The sequence below is a fragment of the Brevundimonas naejangsanensis genome, assembly GCF_000635915.2.
GTDB classification, from domain to species: Bacteria; Pseudomonadota; Alphaproteobacteria; order Caulobacterales; family Caulobacteraceae; genus Brevundimonas; species Brevundimonas sanguinis.
Genome location: NZ_CP015614.1, coordinates 2,933,848 through 2,953,167, shown reverse-complemented (window position 1 = coordinate 2,953,167; position 19,320 = coordinate 2,933,848). Strand labels below are relative to the sequence as shown.

The 19,320-nt window shown below is 64.9% G+C and carries 16 protein-coding genes; 9 read left to right on the top strand and 7 right to left on the bottom strand.

Annotation, left to right across the window (positions count from 1 at the left end):
- Positions 1-73: 73 nt before the first annotated feature.
- Both DA69_RS14050 and DA69_RS14625 read right to left on the bottom strand, forming a co-directional pair.
- Positions 74-334: a hypothetical protein gene (locus tag DA69_RS14050; protein ID WP_025978682.1), complete on the bottom strand. Its 261-nt coding sequence runs from the start codon at positions 332-334 to the stop codon at positions 74-76.
- A gap of 123 nt (positions 335-457) precedes the next feature.
- On the bottom strand, positions 458-1,921 hold the full coding sequence (locus DA69_RS14625; RefSeq protein ID WP_145915869.1) for a hypothetical protein: 1,464 nt from the start codon (positions 1,919-1,921) through the stop codon (positions 458-460).
- A gap of 400 nt (positions 1,922-2,321) precedes the next feature.
- Here DA69_RS14625 and DA69_RS14040 point away from each other — a divergent pair, with 400 nt between their 5' ends.
- Positions 2,322-3,461, top strand: coding sequence for a GSCFA domain-containing protein (locus DA69_RS14040; RefSeq protein ID WP_025978680.1), 1,140 nt, complete (start codon positions 2,322-2,324; stop codon positions 3,459-3,461).
- A gap of 36 nt (positions 3,462-3,497) precedes the next feature.
- On the opposite strand, the gene rfbA is transcribed toward DA69_RS14040, so the two are convergent.
- Genes rfbA through DA69_RS14025 form a run of 3 tightly spaced genes read right to left on the bottom strand, consistent with a single transcriptional unit; the run spans position 3,498 to position 7,788 of the window.
- Complete coding sequence (gene rfbA, locus DA69_RS14035; protein WP_025978679.1) at positions 3,498-4,382, bottom strand: glucose-1-phosphate thymidylyltransferase RfbA; 885 nt, start codon at positions 4,380-4,382, stop codon at positions 3,498-3,500.
- Entirely contained in the window at positions 4,379-5,263 is an 885-nt protein-coding gene (gene rfbD / locus DA69_RS14030; protein ID WP_029972755.1) for a dTDP-4-dehydrorhamnose reductase, read from the bottom strand. Before rfbD ends, rfbA begins: the two co-directional genes overlap by 4 nt.
- The gene (locus tag DA69_RS14025; RefSeq protein WP_025978677.1) at positions 5,263-7,788 is read right to left on the bottom strand and encodes a glycosyltransferase; all 2,526 of its coding nucleotides are present in this window, start codon (positions 7,786-7,788) and stop codon (positions 5,263-5,265) included. The genes rfbD and DA69_RS14025 overlap by 1 nt, the downstream gene beginning before the upstream one ends.
- A gap of 215 nt (positions 7,789-8,003) precedes the next feature.
- On the opposite strand from DA69_RS14025, the gene DA69_RS14020 reads away from it, so the two are divergent.
- The 4 genes from DA69_RS14020 to DA69_RS14005 all read left to right on the top strand — a co-directional run bounded on the left by DA69_RS14020 (position 8,004) and on the right by DA69_RS14005 (position 12,616).
- The gene (locus DA69_RS14020; RefSeq protein ID WP_145915931.1) at positions 8,004-9,812 is read left to right on the top strand and encodes a glycosyltransferase; all 1,809 of its coding nucleotides are present in this window, start codon (positions 8,004-8,006) and stop codon (positions 9,810-9,812) included.
- Positions 9,802-10,923: a glycosyltransferase family 4 protein gene (locus DA69_RS14015; protein ID WP_025978675.1), complete on the top strand. Its 1,122-nt coding sequence runs from the start codon at positions 9,802-9,804 to the stop codon at positions 10,921-10,923. Before DA69_RS14020 ends, DA69_RS14015 begins: the two co-directional genes overlap by 11 nt.
- On the top strand, positions 10,923-11,588 hold the full coding sequence (locus DA69_RS14010; protein WP_025978674.1) for a hypothetical protein: 666 nt from the start codon (positions 10,923-10,925) through the stop codon (positions 11,586-11,588). Before DA69_RS14015 ends, DA69_RS14010 begins: the two co-directional genes overlap by 1 nt.
- 95 nt (positions 11,589-11,683) lie before the next feature.
- The gene (locus tag DA69_RS14005; protein WP_025978673.1) at positions 11,684-12,616 is read left to right on the top strand and encodes a DUF4214 domain-containing protein; all 933 of its coding nucleotides are present in this window, start codon (positions 11,684-11,686) and stop codon (positions 12,614-12,616) included.
- A 4-nt stretch (positions 12,617-12,620) separates the two neighbouring features.
- Here DA69_RS14005 and galE read toward each other — a convergent pair whose 3' ends face one another.
- Complete coding sequence (gene galE / locus DA69_RS14000; protein WP_025978672.1) at positions 12,621-13,592, bottom strand: UDP-glucose 4-epimerase GalE; 972 nt, start codon at positions 13,590-13,592, stop codon at positions 12,621-12,623.
- A gap of 26 nt (positions 13,593-13,618) precedes the next feature.
- The gene (locus tag DA69_RS13995) at positions 13,619-15,817 is read right to left on the bottom strand and encodes an AGE family epimerase/isomerase (RefSeq protein WP_235599175.1); all 2,199 of its coding nucleotides are present in this window, start codon (positions 15,815-15,817) and stop codon (positions 13,619-13,621) included.
- Positions 15,818-15,922: 105 nt separating this feature from the next.
- On the opposite strand from DA69_RS13995, the gene DA69_RS13990 reads away from it, so the two are divergent.
- The 4 genes from DA69_RS13990 to dapD are packed head-to-tail and all read left to right on the top strand — an operon-like array spanning position 15,923 to position 19,320.
- Positions 15,923-16,759, top strand: coding sequence for a sulfotransferase family protein (locus tag DA69_RS13990; protein WP_025978670.1), 837 nt, complete (start codon positions 15,923-15,925; stop codon positions 16,757-16,759).
- 58 nt (positions 16,760-16,817) lie between these two features.
- Positions 16,818-17,747 carry an acetylglutamate kinase gene (gene argB / locus DA69_RS13985; protein ID WP_025978669.1) on the top strand — a complete coding sequence of 310 codons (930 nt, stop codon included), beginning with the start codon at positions 16,818-16,820 and terminating at the stop codon, positions 17,745-17,747.
- Positions 17,744-18,454 carry a pyrimidine 5'-nucleotidase gene (locus DA69_RS13980; RefSeq protein WP_134581662.1) on the top strand — a complete coding sequence of 237 codons (711 nt, stop codon included), beginning with the start codon at positions 17,744-17,746 and terminating at the stop codon, positions 18,452-18,454. The genes argB and DA69_RS13980 overlap by 4 nt, the downstream gene beginning before the upstream one ends.
- The gene (gene dapD / locus DA69_RS13975) at positions 18,451-19,320 is read left to right on the top strand and encodes a 2,3,4,5-tetrahydropyridine-2,6-dicarboxylate N-succinyltransferase (protein WP_025978667.1); all 870 of its coding nucleotides are present in this window, start codon (positions 18,451-18,453) and stop codon (positions 19,318-19,320) included. Before DA69_RS13980 ends, dapD begins: the two co-directional genes overlap by 4 nt.

The window sequence follows — 19,320 nt, the reverse complement described above, 5'->3', positions numbered from 1 at the left end:
AACCGGGCGGGACGATATGGGGATCACGGCCGTAGCGCTCCCATCCCGCCCGATCAGCAACCCTTGCGAGGGATCAGGCCTTGAGTTCCGGCATCAGGCCCAGGACCACATCACGCATATTGGTTTGGGCCGGCGCCATCGCGCGCAGGAACAGCAGGGTGTTGCCGGCCGATTCGCGGAAGGTGAAGCGCGCGTTGTCGAAGCGGCAGTTGTTGAAGGCGGGCGGACGGCCGCCGTCGTAGGTCAGCTCCGCATCCTTGAAGTCGATGTTGTCGAAGCTGTTGCTGTCCAGGGCGACGACGCCCGACAGGGTCTGGTTCTTATACTCGGCCATACGGCTCTCCTTTTGACGCGGGACGCCGATGGACCGTCAATTCGACGGATTCACGTTCCGCTGAGGCAAAAGAAAAGGGAGGGCCGAAGCCCTCCCTTCCCCAGTTCAGGTTTGAGCCTGGACTTAGTTGACGGTCGCGACGCCGGTCGAGATCGCGCCGAGCGACTGCTCGGTCACAACATTGCCCGGGTTCACGATACGCAGCTTGGCGGTGATGCTGGTCGACTGCGATTGAACCGTGACGCGAACGTCGCCGCGGGCGAAAGCGCCGAAGCAGGTCGTCAGGTCAGCGCTGTTGATGGACAGCTCGCCGTTGGCCGGAATCGAAGCCAGCTTAGCGAGCTGGGCAGCGCCGCAGGTCGTCGCCGTCGGCGTGGCAGCGGGGCTGGTCAGCGAAAGCGTCACCGGGCCGGTGACCGCGCCGCTGTTCGACAGGCGCAGCACAGTGTTGAAGTTCGGGTTGGCCGACTGCACCCACGGAGCCACAAAGTTGGTGCCTTGCAGACCAATGGTCTCCAGCGCGCCCGACGCAGAGATCGCGCCAGCAGCCAGCGGCGAGCTCGATGCAGAAGAGAACGTGGCCGTATAGGCACCGCCAGCGAGTTGCGGAGCGTTGGCAGCGCTGCTGGTCGCTGCAACCACAACGTTGTAGCGGCCGGCCGGCACCGCAGCGAAAGTAGCCGTCGATGCAGTTACAGTCGTAGCCGCGACAGGGCCGGCACCGGTGTCATCGGTCGTCAACGTCGGCGTCAGACCGGCAAAGTTACCGCTCAGCGTAACATCCATAGCCGGCGTCGGGAGAGCGGTCTTAGACAGGTCGGCGTAGGTGTTTGCAACCGAAGTATACCCCAGCGCACCAATAATGGCATCGAACTCTGCACCCGTGCGGAACGCTTGGAACGGAGTCGAGCCGGACCCCAGAGCCAGCTGAGTCGGGAAGTCGGCGTTATCAGCAGCGTTGGCGGGAGTGTCCGTAGCGCCGCCCTTTCCGTCAACCGCGCCATTGACCGAAGCGGTATAGGCCGAGCGAGGCTGGACCAGCGTACGCGTGGCCGAAGGGCTGTTATCGACCGGCAGGCCGCCTTGCGTCAGCGAAGCCTGAACCGTAACAGCGTTTGCCGCAGAAATCTTGAACGGCGCAGTCAGACGGAAGGTCGGGTTGGTGGTGCAGGCGACATCCACGCCGACGATATAAGAAACGGTCTGCGAGGTAGCCGTCCCACCCGTCGACAACACCGCCGAGGGCGTGCACCCAGCGGCGCCTTGCAGTTGGAGCTGCGGCGTACCCACGAAACCAGCGATGCCCGTATAGGTGAAGGTCATCACATAGTTGCCGGGAGCCAGAGCACCTGCGCCCGCGCTCAGCGAGACGACGAGATCGGTTTCAACACCCACACCCGACGCGGGGGTCGACAGACCCGCGACCGGCACGGTGGCTTGCGAAGCCAGACCGTAAGGCGAGGCCGTGGTGCCCGTGTACACGGTGATACCCGCAACGCGTGCCGTCGTGATGTCCATTGCGCCGGCAGCGCCGGCGAAGCCGATGGCCGACACGGCGGCAGCGGCAAGAAGAAGCTTCTTAGTCATTCGGGAATGTCCCCCAGAGAAACGAATTGAGTGGCGTAGCCAAAGTGTGAGCGCCTTTCGGCCACAGTTCAGACCCTTGTGAGGGGAATGGCTGCGCCACGGCAACCTGCTTCTAACGTGGCTATCAGAACGCCGTCAAGGCATGACGGCGATATGGATCGACGTAACTCGACATCTATATTTTCTATGTTTTTTGCGTTCTTGCTTACGCTTTATAAACGCAGGTATCGCTGAGAGAATTCACCCAACGCGATTCGCTTAAGATGAAAGCAGCGGAACTTATTGTAAAGCTTATTCGCTTTTTCGCCTTGTTTCGGCTGCCGGCTTGAGTCCGGAGGGGCGCTTCCCCTAGTTTCGGGACGGCCTCTGGATGAGCGGCAGGCCAGCCCAGGAGAAGACGATGGCGGTCCGCACGGTGGAAGGGAATGAGGCCTGGCGCGGCGCGGCGCGCAGTGAGGCGAGCCAATGGGCGGCGACTGTAGATCGTTTTCAAAGCGAGCCGGTGCGGATCAGCCACACCCCCCGCTTCGGCCTGGATCGCGACGCGCGGTTTTTCTGCATGGGCTCATGCTTCGCGCGCAATATCGAAGAGCACTTGATTTATCGCGGCGCGAACGTGCTGAGCAAAAGGGTCGTGTCGCCTAAGTCGGAATGGCCGGCGCGCGCCAACGGCTTTCTCAACAAATTCACGACCCATTCCATGCTGCAGGAGCTTCGCTGGCTGGAAACGCCGCCCGGCGACCCGCAAGCGCACCTGACGGAAACGGCCAACGGCTGGCGCGATCTTCATCTGACGCCCGGCCTGCAGAGTTCGACGCTGGAACGGGCCCTGGAGCGGCGGGCCTGGCTGGCGGCCGAATACTTCCCTCGGCTGAGGGCGGCGGACGTCGTCCTGATGACCCTTGGCCTGAACGAGGTGTGGCGCGACCAGGAGACCGATACCCGGCTGAACGCCGCGCCGGGGCCGTGGGAGGTGCGTCGGCGGCCGGACCGCTACCAGCTAGAGATCACGGACGCGCAGGACAATCTGGACGCCCTGGAGGAGATTCGCGAGCGCCTGAAACGGCTGAACCCCGCAATGAAGATGGTGGTCACGGTGTCGCCCGTGCCGATGGGAACCACTTTCTCAGATCAAGACGTGGCCGTGGCGAACAGCCTGTCCAAATCGGTGTTGCGGGCGGCGGCGGGGGCGTTTGAAGCCCGTCACGCGGACGTGGACTACTTCCCCAGCTATGAGATCGTGACGCTGAGCCCTCGGACGTTCGCATACGGCCTCGACTGCCTGCACGTTTCGGACCAAATCGTCGGCCACGTCATGGAGCAGTTCATGCAGGCCTATCTCGGCGAGGCCGCGCCACGGCTGGCGCCGGACGACTTTACAGAGCTGAGCTACCTGGACGCTAATCCCGACGTTGAAGACGCCGTGCGCCGAGGCGACCTCTCATCCGGCTTCGAACACTGGATGCGTGCCGGGCGGGAGGAAGGCAGACCGCTGAGAACCGAGCAACTCAGCGACCGGGCGCTGAGGGCTGGCGTCTGAGGCAGCCAGCCTGCGCTGCAACCCGACCGCCACGCCTCAGCGCGCCTCATCGTTCGCGACCCCCCGCAGATAGGCCCCGTAATCGGCGCCGCCGAAGCCTTCGGCCAGGCGGGCCAGCTGGGCGGCGTCGATCCAACCCATGCGCCAGGCGACCTCTTCGGGGCAGGCGATCTTGAAGCCCTGGCGCTGCTCCAGGGTGCGCACGAAGGCGGCGGCGTCCAGCAGGCTGTCGGGGGTGCCGGTGTCCAGCCAGGCGAAGCCGCGGCCCAGACGCTCGACCCCCAGGCGGCCCTGCTCCAGATAGGCGCGGTTCAGGTCGGTGATCTCCAGCTCGCCGCGCGCGGAGGGCTGGAGGCGGGCGGCGAGCTCGGGGGCCTGGCCGTCATAGATATAAAGACCCGTCACCGCCCAGGGGGAGCGGGGGTCGTCCGGCTTCTCCTCGATGGACAGGGGGCGGCCCTGCCCGTCCAGCTCGACCACGCCGTAGCGGCGCGGGTCGGACACGCGATAGGCGAAGACCACGGCGCCGCGCCGGGCGTCCAGCGTGTCGGCGGCGCGGGCGAAGACGCGGCCGGCCTCATGGCCGTAAAACAGGTTGTCGCCCAGGATCAGGGCCGAGGGGCCGCCGTCCACGAAGTCGGCCCCGATGCGATAGGCGTCGGCCAAGCCGCGCGGCTGATCCTGCACCGCGAAGGTCAGATCGAGCCCCCAGCGCCCGCCGTCGCCCAGCAGGCTCTGGAAGGCGGGCTGGTCGCGCGGGGTGGTGATGATCAGGATCTCGCGGATCCCCGCCAGCATCAGGGTCGTCAGCGGATAGTAGATCAGCGGCTTGTCATAGACCGGCATCAACTGCTTTGAGACCGCCGTGGTCATGGGATGCAGGCGCGAGCCCGCGCCGCCGGCCAGGATGATGCCCTTCATTGGTCCGGCTCCTTGTTCAACCAGGCTTCAACCAGTTCGGGAACGCCCTCGCGCCAATCCCGGCCCAGCAAGCCGAAATCAGCCGCGATGCGCCCGCTGTCGAGCCGGGAATCAGAGGGGCGGCGCGCCGGGGCGTTCCAACTCGCGGCGGTGACGCCGGTCATCACAGGCCGGGCGGCGCCGGTGCGGCCGCTCCATTCGTCGACGAGGGCGTCGGCCAGCTCGAACCATGTCGCATCGGTCGCGCCCGCGTAGTGATAGACCTCAGCGGCCTGCGGCAGGGTCTCGTGCGCCAGGGCGGCGAGCGCCTGAGCCAGGTCGTCGACCAAAGTCGGACGGCCCTTCTGGTCGCCGACGACCCGCAACACCTCGCCAGAGCGCGCGCGCGACAGAATAGCCCCGACGAACCCCCCTGCAGACAACAGCCAGGACGTGCGCAGGATCACTCCCGCCGCGCCGGAGCGAAGCACGGCCGCCTCCCCCGCAAGCTTGCTGCGACCGTATACCGACACCGGCGCCGCCGTATCGGCTTCGACATAGGGCGCGCCCTTCTCTCCGTCGAAAACATAATCCGTCGACAGATGGATCAAGGCAGCGCCATGACGACGCGCCGAGGCGCCGATCAATCCCGGCGCCAGGCCATTGACGGCTTCAGCCCGCCAAGGTTGTGCTTCCGCCCGATCGACGGCCGTGAAGGCTGCGGCGTTAATCACCGTCGCGGGACGAACACGGCGGAAGACCTCGTCCAAGGCGGACTCGTCGGTGATGTCCAGGTCGCCTCGTGTCAGGCCGGTCACAGCGCGGCCCTGGCGGCGCAAAACGGCTGCGGTCGCGCGCCCCACCTGGCCGCCCGCCCCCAGTATCAGGACCCCCCCGCTCATCAACCTGCGTAGGACGGCGGCGGCCGCAGCCGAGAGAAGGGTCGCGACAAGCGATCGAAATGCGGATTGAAGCCCGGGTCCCGGCTGAATTGCGGGCCCCAGCGGCGCCACAGCAACCGCGACGCCGCCTCAGCCCTGGCCTGGCGCACAGGGTCGGTGTTGAAGCCGCGAGACTTTGATTCCAAGTGATAGAGGGTCGCAAAGGGGTCGTAGATCACCTTCAATCCCTGCGCCTGAGCCCGCATGCACAAGTCTACGTCGTTCCCTTCGATCGGGAATGCGGCCGAGTCGAAGCCGCCCAGTTCCCGGAACGTTTCGGCGCGGATGGCGATACAGGCGCCGGTTACTGCGACGCAACCATGCACCAAGGCATGTCGGCCCAGATAACCCGGCGACGAACCCATGTCGCCCACGCCCTCATGGGTCAGAAACGAATACACCTCTTCTCGCGCGACGAAGCCGGCATGCTGGATCGTCCCGTCTGCGTAAAGCAGACGGCAACCGACAAGGCCGACGTTCGGACGCTGCGCCTGGCTGACCAGCTCGTCCAACCAGTCGCGGGTGCGAACCACCGTGTCGTTGTTGAGGAAGATCAGGACGTCAGCGTCTGTCTGGGCCGCAGCAAGATTGTTCATCAGCGCCCAGTTGAATTCGCCCTGATACGGCATGATACGCGCATCGCCAGCGGCCTCCAGCTGCGCAAGATAGGCCAGCGTCTCAGGCTCCTGGCTTTCATGATCGATGATCAACAGCTCGTAAGGCGTCGCATTGGCGGGCCGCATCGCGAAGATGCTCTCCACGCAAGGCCGCAGCAGGTCGACGGCGTCCCGGGTCGCAATAATGATGCAGGCCTTCGCCGCATCGGCACGACGACGCACGCGCACAGCCCCTGGAACGCGAGCGCCAAGCTCGTCTTCATGATCTGACGCCACGGCCCCCTCGGCGCGGAAATGAGACTCGACCGCCTGGCGCCAAGAAATGGATCCGGAATCTTCAGGCCACCGGCTCAACAGAACCCGACCCACGTGATCAATCACGCCGCCCTCGGCGTCGATACGCAGCATCAGGTCAGCAGCAAAATGATCGCCGGCCGCCTCTTCCAAGCTGAATCGGCGGAGAGCTTCAGTGTTGAAGGCCGCTCGTTGACCGACATAGGGTGTCTGAAGCAGCAGGTCCCGGTCAAAGCCCGGCTTCAACACCGGATCCTTGCGGCGGCGCAGAACGGCGTCCATTTCCTGCTGCCCGTCCGCAAAGCAATCTTCATCAAAATAGACAGCCTGCACCTGGGCGCTTCGGTCCATGCGCGCAGCGATCCGGCGCACCGCGCCGGGGGCGAGGTCATCGCCGGCGCGCACAAAGAGACAGAACTCGCCTCGTGCGCCTACCTGTTCGACCGCAGCCATGAGACGCTGGGCCGGCGCCGACGGCTCGGCCAGATGGATGGAAACGCCACCAAGTCCCTGCCAACTGCACCGATTACGCAGGTCTTCCGCCAAGGCGGCCTGGCTGCTGTCGATGACGAGAGCGACGGACAGCCTCTCCAACGGCGCCGTCTGCGCCAGCAGGCTGCGAACCGTGTCATCCAGTGCGCGCGGAGGGGCGCCGACCGCGTCCACCACGACCAAACCTCTCCGTGACGACGATGCCGCGTCCAGGCCGCTATCGCGCCAAGCCGCAGCGTAGGCGCCATAGTCGGACAGAGGCTGGGCAAGACCGCTTTCGGCCGCAGGCAGACGCGCCTCCAGCCGCTCAAGCAAGGCGCGCACCTCGCCAAGTTCTCGCGCCGCCGCCGCGATATCGTCCAGCACCTGCTCTTCAGGCTGCAACCGAACGCGCGCAATCGGGACGCCCAGGACTTCGACCTCGACCTCGCCGCCATTTCGGCGCGCCATTTCAGCAGGTAGGCTGAGTTCAAAACCAAAGCGCCCGTCGCCGCCGAAACGATCTTGGATGTCGCGCCGGAACAAGTTGGTTGTCGTCGCGGAACACAAGGCGCCGCCGGACCAGGCTTCCACGATCGCCGACTGGGCGATGTCATCTAAGCGCACCGCCCAGCCACGGATCACGTGCCCGTCGACCTGCTCAATCCGGCCATCGGCTTTGGCGAATTTTTCCAGCCACGCCACGACCTCGGCGCCGCCGATCAACTCTGGACCGACGACCTGACTGAACTGAGGATCGCTGAACAAGAGCCAGTAAACGCGCGTCCACGACCTCGCCTGCACGATGGCGAGCCGCCCCCCTTCCGACAGCGGCAGACGCCCCGCGGCCCAAGCCCGCAGAAGCTCGCTGGGACTAGTTTCCTCCTCACGCCAGGGGCGCTCGCCCTTCTGGAAGTCCGGCTCCAGACGTTCAAGGAACTCGGGCGAGGTGAAAAACGTGCGTACCAGTCTGTCCGACGGCCATGCCGTCATTTCCTGCACAATAGCTTCCGCCTCGGCTTCACGACGCAATGCGAGCCGATACAGGTTTCGAACGTCTTCCTCGTTCCAGACAGCCTCGACCGTTTCCAACCCTGCCACCATGCAATCCCCGTACACACAGGTCCGTCTCTAGACTGCTCCAATCGCTTCGTCGATCCAGACGCATTTAGGACACGCTCAGCGCGGGACCGCCGCTACCAAGATAACGCTAGAAAGATCGACGATATATTTTGTAGGAAATATCTTGACGACGGGAACAGGACTTGGTCTGCCGCACGCGATGTCGGTTGACTGCATTAGACGCCTCGGAGCCCTTCATGAGTGACAAAATGCCGACGCCTCAGGGCGTTGTTCGGAGCATCACCGAACTAGGCGCGCCGCTGATGGGCCGTCGCCAGTCGACACAGGAGTTGAAACGTCAGGCGGAGAAGGCGCGCACCCAGAGAGATTGGGCGCTGGATCTGGCCTATCGCCGCCAGATCTCCGGCATGGAGCCGACCAAGCCCGGCGCCTGGATTCAAAAGGGTCACGCCCTGAAGGAAGCGGGCTTCCACAGCCGCGCCGCCGAGGCTTACCTCAAGGCGAGAGAACTGGGGGGCGACGAGGGCGAAGCGGCTCTGCAATTGGGCCACCTGGCCAAAATTCGCGGCGACTTCGACACTGCAGCCCGCGAATTCGAGACCGCCGTCGCCTTGGGTCATCCGGCTGCGGACCAGATCGCGCTGGAACTCAAGCTGCTTCGACGGATCGACAACACCCTCGTTTTCCGGGGCGTCAATCCCAAGGCTCCCAAGGCGCCTCTGCGCGTCTTCCTGTCCGTGCCCGGCGGCCAGGTCCAAGAGGGCGACAAGGAAGCGGCTGCGGCCGGCCTGGGCGCCGCCGACTATTCCTACTCCTTCGCCATGCGCGGCTTCATCCAGGCCTTCGAGGAGATGGAGGTCGATTACACGGTGATCGACAAGCCCGAATACATCTCGGACATCCGTGAGCGCTCGGGCGCCGAGATCAACATTCACCTGGGCTTCTATCCGCCGGAGCGGATGCGGGTGCTGAAAGGCGCCTACAACATCAACTGCTTCGCCTGGGAGTTCGACCGACTGCGCCTGCCGACCGAGGCCTTCAGTCACCACGCCTTTGCTGACCAGGCCCAGATGCTGGATGTCGCAGACGAACTGTGGGTCACGTCGCAGCACGCGACCGACGCTGTCGCCGCCCAGATCACCAAACCCGCCACGCGCGTACCCTCGCCGGTGCTGTCGAACCTGAGCCGACGACCGCGCTCACAACGTCCGGACCTGCGTGAACTGGAGCGCATCGGCCGCGACCTGGCGGGCGTCAACTGGGAGCCGCTGAGCATCCTGCCGCGTCTTCAGCCGATGCTGGACAACGCCGCGCGGGCCAAGGCCGCCTCCCTGCCCGCCATCCTGTCCTCGCTGGACGGGGAAGAACGGCCCGAGATTTTCCTGAGCGTCTTCAACGTTCACGACTATCGCAAGCAGATCGAGCCCATGCTGACCGGGTTCATGCGGTTCCTGGAGCACCGTCCGAACGCGCTGCTGCTGCTGAAGATGACGACGCCTCACCGGGCCAAGCGCCTGGCCAACCGCATCCTGATGGAAGAGCAGATTTCCGACGCCGGGCGCCTGATCCCGCCGATGGTGAGCGACCGCATCTGGCTGACCGACTCCGTGCTGACGCGCAACGAACTGAACCGGCTGTATGATGCGGCGACCTATTACGTCTGCACCTCCTATGCCGAAGGACAGAACCTGCCGCTGATCGAGGCCATGGGCCGAGGCGTGGTGCCGGTGACGGTCAATCACACCGCCATGAGCGACTATATTTCCGAAAACGACGCCATCGTCATCCCGTCCGAACGTCGCCCCTTGGATATCCGCCTGACCGCCCGCTACCGCATGTTCGGAACGGACACCAACTATGTCTCCGCCGAAGACGTCCGCGCCTCTCTGGAGCGCGCCGTGACGCTGGAGGAGGCCGACTACGCCCACAGATCTTCGGCCGCCTTCGAAGAGGTCCGCAGCCAGTTCGGCCTCGCACCCTTCGCGGAACGGTTCTGGAACACGGTTGAACAGTTGAAGGCCGGGGAGTCCCAACATGACGCGTAAGGCAGTCCTCGATGTCGGCGCCCTGTTCGAGGAGCACTGGACCGGCATTCCCAACGTCGTGGCCGCCTTGGTTCGTCATGCGCTGGACGATCAGAGCATCGACTGGGTCTTCACCCATGAAACCGTCCCGCTGCCCCGCGAACTGGTGGTGAAATTTCTACGCCAGCGTTCCGGCGCCGGTGGACTGGACGCCCTGTCTCAACTCGTCTGGGACGTGCCTCCGATCGCCCAGGCCGACGCGGCCGAGATGGTCGCGATTTTCCCGAACATCAAACCGGTCCGACGCTATTTCGGGAAGGAAGCGGCCATCATTCACGACCTCAGCCCGATCGTGACGCCGCAGTTCCACAACGCCGACAACATCTTCCACTTCGCCAACCGCATCCGTGCGGATGTGGAGACGTCCGACCACCTGTTCTGCGTGTCGCGCGCCACCCTGACCGATGTTGAAGCCTATTTCGGCAAACCAGCCTCTGAAATGTCGGTCATCCGGCTGGGTTGCGAGTTCGAACCGAACGAGCTGAGCGCCGGCGCCCTGCAGTTGCGCCCCGAACTGTCGGTTGAGCCCTATGTCGTCGTCATCGGCACTCTCGAGCCGCGCAAGAACGGCAGCCTGATCTTCGACTACCTGATGACGGATCCGGGCTTCGCCTCACGCTTCAAAGTCGTCTTCGTCGGTCGTGACGGCTGGCTGGATGAGAAAAGCCGCCTCATGAGCCGGCTGCAGGGCGCCGGCGTCGCCGCCGACCGCATCCTGTTCACCGGCTTCATCTCCAACGAAGAGCGCACCGCGCTGATGTTGAACAGCGCCTTCTGCATCTACCCGTCCTTCTTCGAAGGCTTCGGCCTGCCGGTTCTGGAAGCCGGCGCCATGGGCAAGGTCACCGTTTGCTCCAACAGTTCGAGCATGCCCGAAGTATTTCCGGAACAATGCGTCTTCTTCGACCCGACTGAACCGTTCGAGTTCGCTCAAGCCCTGCGCACGGCCGAACTTCGCGCTGCGCAGACGCGCTCCGCCGGACAATCGGTGTCGGATCTTCTGGAACGGGCCGCACCGCACGGATGGGACCGTTGCTATGCAGAAATCGCGCGCTGGGTGAAGGAACAGTGATGAGCAGCTCCCAATATTCCCACGCCCCGGTGACCGCATACGACATCGTGGTCGAGGGCGGTCGCATCTTCGGTTACGCCGCGCCGCAATCCGGCGGACCGTGCCTGCTTCGCCTTTCAGCCGACGACACGCCGATTAGCTTTGCCATGGCGGGCGGCTTTTCCGAGGTTGCGGCCGCCGAAGGGCTGCGCAGCGGCTGGTGCGGGTTTGAGCTCCATGGTCTGCGCCTGGCCATCGCCCTGGGCGAGCGTATCGAGATCGCCTGCGCCGTCTCTGGCCGCATTCTGAAAACGATGACCTTCGGCGCTGGCGACATGCCGCCGCTGTCCACGGTCAGCCGGTCGCTGAGCGTTGAAGAATTGCTGAGCGAGGTCCGTGCGCCGCGCTGCTGCCCCAACTCAGAGACGCTGCTGCCGTTCGCGCTCAATCACTATCGACGCCATGGCGTCCAATCGTTTCGGGATATGGCCTACCTGACCCTGCTCGGGCGCTGGCCCGACGCAGCCGCGCCCTATCCTGACGGCGAAATCGCCGAAGACGAAAAGCGGATATCCAGCTATATCGACGATCTGGTGTGGAGCGAGGAATTCGGCTCGCGATGGGGCGGCCAGCTGCCAGGTCCCTACCATCCGGATTTCCGCTTCGACACCACCGGCCTGCTTTAACGCGTCCAGCCCCCCGCAAAACCACCATACTGTTCACCGAGATGGTGACGGCGTTGTGATGAGCGACCGATCCACAAAGATCCACAAATATCCTCATGATCACCTTCATTCAAACGTCCGACGTCTCGAAGTATCGCCCTCTTATCGACAGGTCCTCGCTCTCGCTGAAAGCATACTGCGAGAAGTTTGGACACGCTTACGAGTGCTTCTACGGGATCAAGCGAGGCGCCAAGCCTTGGCATGCCTCTTTGAACAGGATTCCCATCCTCAAATCCTACACGCAGGCGGGATATGACGGCTGGGTCGTCTATGTTGATGCCGACGCCTATATCGCCGACCTGTCGTTCGACATCGGCGCTTACCTGGCTGAACGGAGCCAGTACGCTCTCATCGCCGCCCCCAGCGGCCTGACGCCGCCGCGATGGTGGGACATCAACGCCGGCGTTTTCGCGATCAACCTCGGGCACGACAAGGCGCGCGAGCTGGTCGATCTCTGGTTCGAAAAGTTCATGGCGCCGCCGCTAGACGTGCTCTCCGCAGAAGCCGTTTGGGGCGATGTGATCGACGACCAGGCGATCCTGCATGAGGCGTTGAATGCTGTCGACGGCTTTGAAGACGTGCTGTTGCGGGACGAAGGGGTCTTCAACTGGAACGCACGCTTCATCCGTCAGGTTGTCCGCGACGCGGCTCCTATGTGGCTGCGCATCGAGCGGATCGAACAGGCTGTCAGCCAAAGCCTAGCTGATGCGGGGATCGACGCCTCCGGCGTTCCCCAGGCCAGCGGCGGAAACAGAGAAGAGGCCAACGAAGAGTTCGTCGAGGCCATCTATAAGGTGATGTTCGGCCGCCACCCGGATCCTGGCGGTCGGCTGTCTTCGCTGGCGGCATTGCGCAGCGGCGAGCGCACCTATCGCGACGACCTGAACAGCTGCATGGAGAGCCCGGAATTCAAGGACCGCCTCCCGCAGCTTTTGAAGCGGATTTTGACGGAAGAAGAGCGACGCGCGCTGGCGGCCGCCCTAGCTTGATCGGCTAGCTCTTGGAATGCCAGTTCCAGGCATGCTGAGCCATATCGGCCAGACTCCACCTTAATCGCCAACCCAGCGTCCCGGCCGCCGCCGCATTATTGGCTACAAGGCTGGGCGCATCCCCTTGGCGTCGAGGCTGCGGTTTTGCCGGAAGCGCCCGCCCGCTGGCCTTTTCAACAGCGGCGATCAGCTCCTTGACCGTAGTTCCAGCGCCGGTGCCTAGATTGAACGCCTCGCCGCCCGGCGCGCCGTCCAACAAGCGCTGCAACGCCAACACATGGGCGTCCGCCAAGTCGAGAACGTGAACATAGTCGCGTAACGCCGTGCCGTCGCGCGTATCGTAGTCGTCGCCGAAAATCGAGAACACAGGCCTCTGACCCAGGACCGTCTGGATGGCGAGAGGCAGCGCGTGCGTCTCGGGTTCGTGGCGCTCGCCGATCCGGCCCTCGGGATCGGCGCCCGCCGCGTTGAAATAGCGCAGGATGATCGGACGGATCGCGCCAAAGCGCGTCAGGTCAGCCAGCGCCTGCTCGACCGCCAGCTTGGTTCGACCATAGGGATTGATCGGGTTTTGAGGGTGGCTCTCGTCCAGAGGCAGATACTGCGGCTCGCCATAGGTCGCGCAGGTGGATGAAAAGACGAACGGCGCGACGCCCGCATCGCTCATGGCCGCCAGAACGTTGAGCGCGCCCCCGACATTGACGGCGTAGAAGTCGCTGACCTGGTCAAAAGACAGGCCCACTTCGATCAGGGCGGCGAAGTGGATCACGCCGGCCGGGCGCCAACGCTCCAACGCGCGCTTGATGTCGGTCGCAGAGCGAACATCGCCCTCTTCCAGCGGCCCCCATTGCACGGCCTCGCGATGGCCGTTGGACAGGTTGTCGAACACGACGGGCTGAAAGCCCGCCTCCGCCAGACGCATGCACGTATGGCTACCGATGTAGCCAGCGCCGCCGGTAACTAAAATGTTGGTCATTATAGTGAATTTCCTGAGACGGCTGCTCAGCCCAGCGGTTTGCTCATATCCGCAGCCGTAAGGTCCAGGCGCCGCGCGCTGGCGCTAAACTGCCCGAACGCGCCCATGATGTGATAAAGCGAACTGGCGGGCGCCGCCTCATTGATGAAGCCCTTGCGACCCAAACGCTTGTCGCGCCAGACGCCGTTGGGCGTCAGATAGAGCCATAGAGCCCTCAACGCGTCCGCAGCCTCCAGCAGATAGCGGCGCCGTTCGCCGTCTTCTGCGGTTTCCGCCAGGATCAAAGCGGCCTTGAGCCATTCCGTCTGTGGCCAAAGCCGCGCACGCTCCCCCCGGGGGCGGCCGTCGAGGTTGATGGCGTCCACAGCGACCCGGTCGTCGCTGATCCCCCTGGCGCCGAAATCAAACAGCCGCCGGGCGAGACCTATCGAGGCGACGTCGCCGCGCAGTCGCGCGTGGCGCGCCAGCAACCAGGCCCATTCAAACTGATGCCCAGGCTCGACCAGACGGCCAGGCTCGCCGGGGGCGGGGCGCCATTGTTCGTCGAAGAACTCCCGCAGGAAACCGCCGTCTGGATCGATGAAATGCCGTTGCGCCAGGTCCACGATGTCATCGGCCATGGCGCCCCATGCGGCGTCGCCTCCCCCTTCTTCCCAGGCCAGGCAGGCTTCCAACAGATGCATGTGCGCATTGGACTGATAGGGATGCTCTCCCTGCTCCCGCCAGCCGCCGCCCGGAAGGAGCCAGTCCTTCAGCCTTTCACGAATCTGGAGGGCCGTTTTCTCCACCGCAGCGGGATCGTCCGCATGAGAGCGCCCCGCCTCCAAAGCCAGAAGCACGAAAGCCTGATCATAAAGCATGGCCGTCTCGTCCAACGGCGCGCCCTCCGCTGTCAGAAGGGTCCTGCAAAGGCCGTCTGGGCGCAAATACTCCGCCTCAAGACGCTCCAACCCGGCCCGCACGGCGCGGCGCCAGGGACCCTGCCACCCTAGCCGTCCGGCTTGGGCATAGGACCAGACCTGGCGGGCCTGGACGCGCGCTCGACGAGCGAGCTTCATGACACGGCCGTCCAAACTCAAGGCCTCGGCGAAACGGCCGTCGTCGTCCTGCCCGAGCGTCGCCCACAGGGGCAGGGCGGACTGACGCAACCAGTCCCCAAAGCGACGCCCGCCCGCGTCTAGAGTCTCCGGCTCAGGTTGTTGGAAGTCGAGATGCTGCGGGAACGCGGCGCGAACCCGTTCGACCACGCTCTTCACATCCTGAGCGCGGTCCAGATCGCAGACGAGGATGGCGTCCTCCTCAGCCACGATCGCCAGATTGCTGACCCCCAAAACCCCCACCAGCACGCCTTCTGGCGCTCGAACGAGGCATCCTTCTGAATCCTCAAAGATATGAGATCCGAACTCGCCCTCGCCCGTCTCAGCGATGGCGTCCCATGCGCCCAAATCAGACCAGGCGAAATCAACCGCCAGGACTGAGGCGCGCAGGGTCTTTTCCATGACGGCGTAATCGATGGAAATCTTGGGGGCGTTTCGAAAGGCGTCGCCCAGCACCTGGACGTGGCCTGAGGGCAGATGCTCGAGAGATCGTCTCGCCGCATCCGCCACGCCCGGCGCGCGAGCTTCCAGCTCTTCCGTCAGAGTGGCGGCCGACACGATGAAGTTGCCGCTGTTCCACAAATACCCATCTCGGATGAACTCGGCGGCGCTATCGCGATCCGGCTTTTCGCGGAACGCTTTAACAGCGGCCAACCCAGGCCCCTCCGGGTTGATGTAGCCATAGGCGGTCGAGGCCGACGTCGGCTTCACGCCCAAGGTGACGATCCGCCCGTCCGCGGCGGCGGCGGCGGCGGCCTCACGCACGGCCGCGCGGAACGCTTCATGATCGGGTACGTGATGGTCGGAAGCGACAAATACGTTCACCGCTTCCGGATCGCGCGCCAGCGTCCAGGCAGCGGCGGCGGCCATAGCAGCGGCCGAATCGCGCGCTTCCGGCTCTAGCAGAATCTGGGTCCGATCCTGCAGCTCCAATTGCTCAAGCTGCTCCAGCACCCAGTGCCGGTGCCGCGTCCCCGCCACGACGACCATCACCCCGTCGCCGATGAGCGGCGCCACACGCATGGCCGTTTCCTGAAACAGCGACCTGTTCCCAGCTAACGGTATGAATTGTTTCGGCCTGGAGGGACGAGAGGAGGGCCACAGCCGAGTGCCGGAACCACCGCACATTATCACCGGATATAGATTCATGGCATCCCATTAGACTGCGGCGCTGTCGATGCGAAGGCTAGGACAGGCGGTCGTGAACCGCTAGTGACGCGTGTCTAACAAACGATGCTGGCGAAGATGACGAAAAAAACGGCTCTGATCGTTCTGGGTATGCATCGCAGCGGCACGTCGTCGGTCGCCGGCGCGCTCGCGCTGGCCGGGGCTGCGGCGCCGAAACACCTGATGCCCGCCGCCGCTGACAACCCCAAGGGTTTCTGGGAAAGCAGCGCCGTCGCCGATTTCAACGACCGCATATTGAACCGTGAAGGCTCTAACTGGCACGACTGGCGGGCCATCCCCAAAGCACCTCTTCTGGCGGACAAATCTGCACGAAACGACGCCATCGACCTGTTGCAGGATGAATTCGGCGACGCTGCAGTCATAGTGCTGAAGGATCCCCGCATCTGCCGTATTTTCCCGTTGTGGCGTCAGGCCTTGCTGGAAGCCGGGTACAATCCTCTCGTCGTCAGCCCTGTGCGGGCTCCGTCCGAGGTGGCCGCCTCGCTGGAATCTCGAAACGCACTGAGCCGCAACCACGCGCTGCGGCTGTGGATGCGTCACGTACTGGACGCAGAGCAGGCATCCCGAGGTCTTGATAGACGTTTTGTGCTGTGGCCAGATTTCTTGCATCAGTGGCGCACGGTTTTCGACGCCATCAATAAACTTTCGGCCACAACGCTGAACCTGGACGACGCCCGCTCGAGTGAAATCGACGCCTTCCTGTCAACCGACCTCAGACGACAGTCGGACGCCTCGCCCCCGCCTTCAGCCGTAGCCCGAACCTATGGTCTGCTGGCGCAGTTGTCGCGTCACGGCGAACACTCGGATCTGCATTTCGCCCTGGACGATCTCCGCAGCGACTTCGACCAAGCCTGCGACCTGTTCAGCGACGCGCCGCGTTAGCGGGCCAAGCGCCTTCAGGCGTGACTCCCGCGTCCGTGCCCGCTATCGAGCGCGCACCATGATAGAGACTGATCGGCAATCCGAGGAACGCGGCTGGGAGACGGCGAAGACGCTCGCCGAGGCCCTGCCCTATATCCAGGTGTATGACCGCGAGACCGTGGTCATCAAATACGGCGGCCACGCCATGGGCGAGAGCGCCGTGGCCCGGCAGTTCGCCGCCGACGTGGTGCTGCTGAAGCTGATGGGGGTGAACCCCGTGGTCGTGCACGGCGGGGGGCCGCAGATCAGCGCCATGCTGGACAAGGCGGGGGTGAAGTCGGCCTTCGTCGACGGCCTGCGCGTGACGGACAAGGACACCATGTCGGTGGCCGAGATGGTCCTGTCCGGCGCCGTGAACAAAGAGATCGCCCACTGGATCACCGTCGCCGGCAAGGAAGCCGACGTGCGCGGCGTCGGCCTGTCGGGCAAGGACGCCGGCCTGCTGACGGTCGAGAAGACCAAGCGCACCAAGCGCGACCCCGACAGCATGATCGAACACGAGGTCGACCTGGGCTTCGTCGGCGAGCCGACCAAGGTCGATCCCAAGCTGATCAAGGGCCTGATCGCCTCGGAGACCGAGGACTGGGTGCCGGTCATCGCCCCCATCGGGGTGGCGGAAGACGGCCTGACCTACAACGTCAACGCCGACACCGTGGCCGGGGCCGTCGCAGGCGCCCTGCACGCCAAGCGGATGCTGCTGCTGACCGACGTGCCGGGGGTCAAGGGCGCCGACGGCGAGATCATCCGCCAGATGACGCTGGAAGAGGCGCAAGGCCTGATCGACGACGGCGTCGCCACCGGCGGCATGATCCCCAAGCTGGAGACGGCCATGGCCGCCGTCCGCGCCGGGGTCGAGGCCGTGGTCATCCTGGACGGGCGACGTCCGCACGCCATGCTCGTCGAACTGTTCACCGAGCACGGCGCCGGCACCCTGGTGAAGGCGAAGTGACGGCAGACGCTTCGGGCGGGCCGCTGGCGGCGAGCACCGAGATCGGCGCCGACCTGCGCCACGTGCGGTCCTGGGTGTTCGACCTCGACAACACCCTTTACCCGCCGGAAAGCCAGTTCCTGACGCAGGTCGAGCAGCGCATCAACCAGTATGTGGTGCGCACCTCGGGCCTGCCGTCGGCCGAGGCCTTGAGCGTGCAGAAGGGTTATCTGCACGACTACGGCACCTCCCTGGCCGGGCTGATGCTGCACTATCAGATCGACCCGCACGACTTCCTGGCCGAGGTGCATGACGTGCCGTTGGACGTGCTGACGCCCGATCCCGGCCTGCACGCGGCGCTGGAGCGGCTGCAAGGCCCGCGTCTGATCTTCACCAACGGCTCGATCGGCCACGCCCGGCGGGTGATGGAGCGGCTGGAGCTGACGCGCTTCTTCGACGGCGTCTTCGCCCTGGAGGACGCCGACCTGATCCCCAAGCCGGACCCGCGCACCTTCGACAAGATGCTGGCCCGCTTCGGCGTCGATCCGGCGACCGCCTGCTTCTTCGAGGACACGCCCAAGAACCTCGAACCGGCGCACGCCATCGGCATGACCACCGTCCTGGTCGGGCCCAAGGCCTTCACCGCCGAGGGCGACCACATCCAACACCGGGCCGCCTCCCTGGGCCCCTTCCTGGCTGCCGCCATGCTTGACGGAGATCCGCAATGACCGACCTGACCCACCTGGAATCCGTGATCGAGGCCGCCTGGGAAGATCGCGCCGAGGTATCCTCGGCCACGCGAGGCGAGGTGCGCGACGCCGTCGAGACCGCCCTGGCCCTGCTGGATTCCGGCCAGGCGCGCGTCGCCTCGCGCGGCGAAGACGGCGTGTGGACCACGCATCAATGGCTGAAGAAGGCGGTGCTGCTGTCCTTCCGCCTGAACGACAACGTCGTCATGCGCGCCGGACACGCCCCGACCCTGCCGCTGTCGGCCGATCACCCGGCCGCCGTCGGCCCCTTCTGGGACAAGGTGCCCAACAAGTTCGGCGACTGGAGCGCGGCCGACTATCAGGCCGCCGGCTTCCGCTCGGTGCCCGGCGCCATCGTCCGTCGCGGCGCCTATGTCGGCAAGAACGTGGTGCTGATGCCGTCCTTCGTGAACATCGGCGCCTATGTCGATGAAGGCTCGATGGTCGACGCCTGGGCCACGGTCGGGTCGTGCGCCCAGATCGGCAAGAACGTCCACCTGTCGGGCGGCGCCGGCATCGGCGGCGTGCTGGAGCCGCTGCAGGCCAACCCGACCATCATCGAGGACGGCTGCTTCATCGGCGCCCGCGCCGAGGTCGCCGAGGGCGTGATCGTCCGCGAAGGCGCGGTCCTGGCCATGGGCGTCTATCTGTCGGGCTCGACCAAGATCGTCGACCGGGCGACCGGCGAGATCTTCCGCGGCGAGGTGCCGGCCTATTCCGTCGTGGTGCCGGGCGCCCTGCCCGACCCGAACGGCGGCCCCAGCCTGTATTGCGCCGTCATCGTCAAGCGCGTCGACGCCCAGACCCGCGCCAAGACCGGCGTGAACGAACTGCTGCGCGACTGA

Coding starts and splice junctions, on each gene's coding strand:
- argB (WP_025978669.1), top strand. CDS start 16,818: ATGATAGAGACTGATCGGCAATCCGAGGAACGCGGCTGGGAGACGGCG.
- DA69_RS13995 (WP_235599175.1), bottom strand. CDS start 15,817: ATGTGCGGTGGTTCCGGCACTCGGCTGTGGCCCTCCTCTCGTCCCTCC.
- DA69_RS14625 (WP_145915869.1), bottom strand. CDS start 1,921: ATGACTAAGAAGCTTCTTCTTGCCGCTGCCGCCGTGTCGGCCATCGGC.
- DA69_RS14050 (WP_025978682.1), bottom strand. CDS start 334: ATGGCCGAGTATAAGAACCAGACCCTGTCGGGCGTCGTCGCCCTGGAC.
- DA69_RS14010 (WP_025978674.1), top strand. CDS start 10,923: ATGAGCAGCTCCCAATATTCCCACGCCCCGGTGACCGCATACGACATC.
- DA69_RS14025 (WP_025978677.1), bottom strand. CDS start 7,788: ATGGTGGCAGGGTTGGAAACGGTCGAGGCTGTCTGGAACGAGGAAGAC.
- rfbD (WP_029972755.1), bottom strand. CDS start 5,263: ATGAGCGGGGGGGTCCTGATACTGGGGGCGGGCGGCCAGGTGGGGCGC.
- DA69_RS14020 (WP_145915931.1), top strand. CDS start 8,004: ATGAGTGACAAAATGCCGACGCCTCAGGGCGTTGTTCGGAGCATCACC.
- DA69_RS14005 (WP_025978673.1), top strand. CDS start 11,684: ATGATCACCTTCATTCAAACGTCCGACGTCTCGAAGTATCGCCCTCTT.
- galE (WP_025978672.1), bottom strand. CDS start 13,592: ATGACCAACATTTTAGTTACCGGCGGCGCTGGCTACATCGGTAGCCAT.
- rfbA (WP_025978679.1), bottom strand. CDS start 4,382: ATGAAGGGCATCATCCTGGCCGGCGGCGCGGGCTCGCGCCTGCATCCC.
- DA69_RS13990 (WP_025978670.1), top strand. CDS start 15,923: ATGCTGGCGAAGATGACGAAAAAAACGGCTCTGATCGTTCTGGGTATG.
- dapD (WP_025978667.1), top strand. CDS start 18,451: ATGACCGACCTGACCCACCTGGAATCCGTGATCGAGGCCGCCTGGGAA.
- DA69_RS14015 (WP_025978675.1), top strand. CDS start 9,802: ATGACGCGTAAGGCAGTCCTCGATGTCGGCGCCCTGTTCGAGGAGCAC.
- DA69_RS14040 (WP_025978680.1), top strand. CDS start 2,322: ATGGCGGTCCGCACGGTGGAAGGGAATGAGGCCTGGCGCGGCGCGGCG.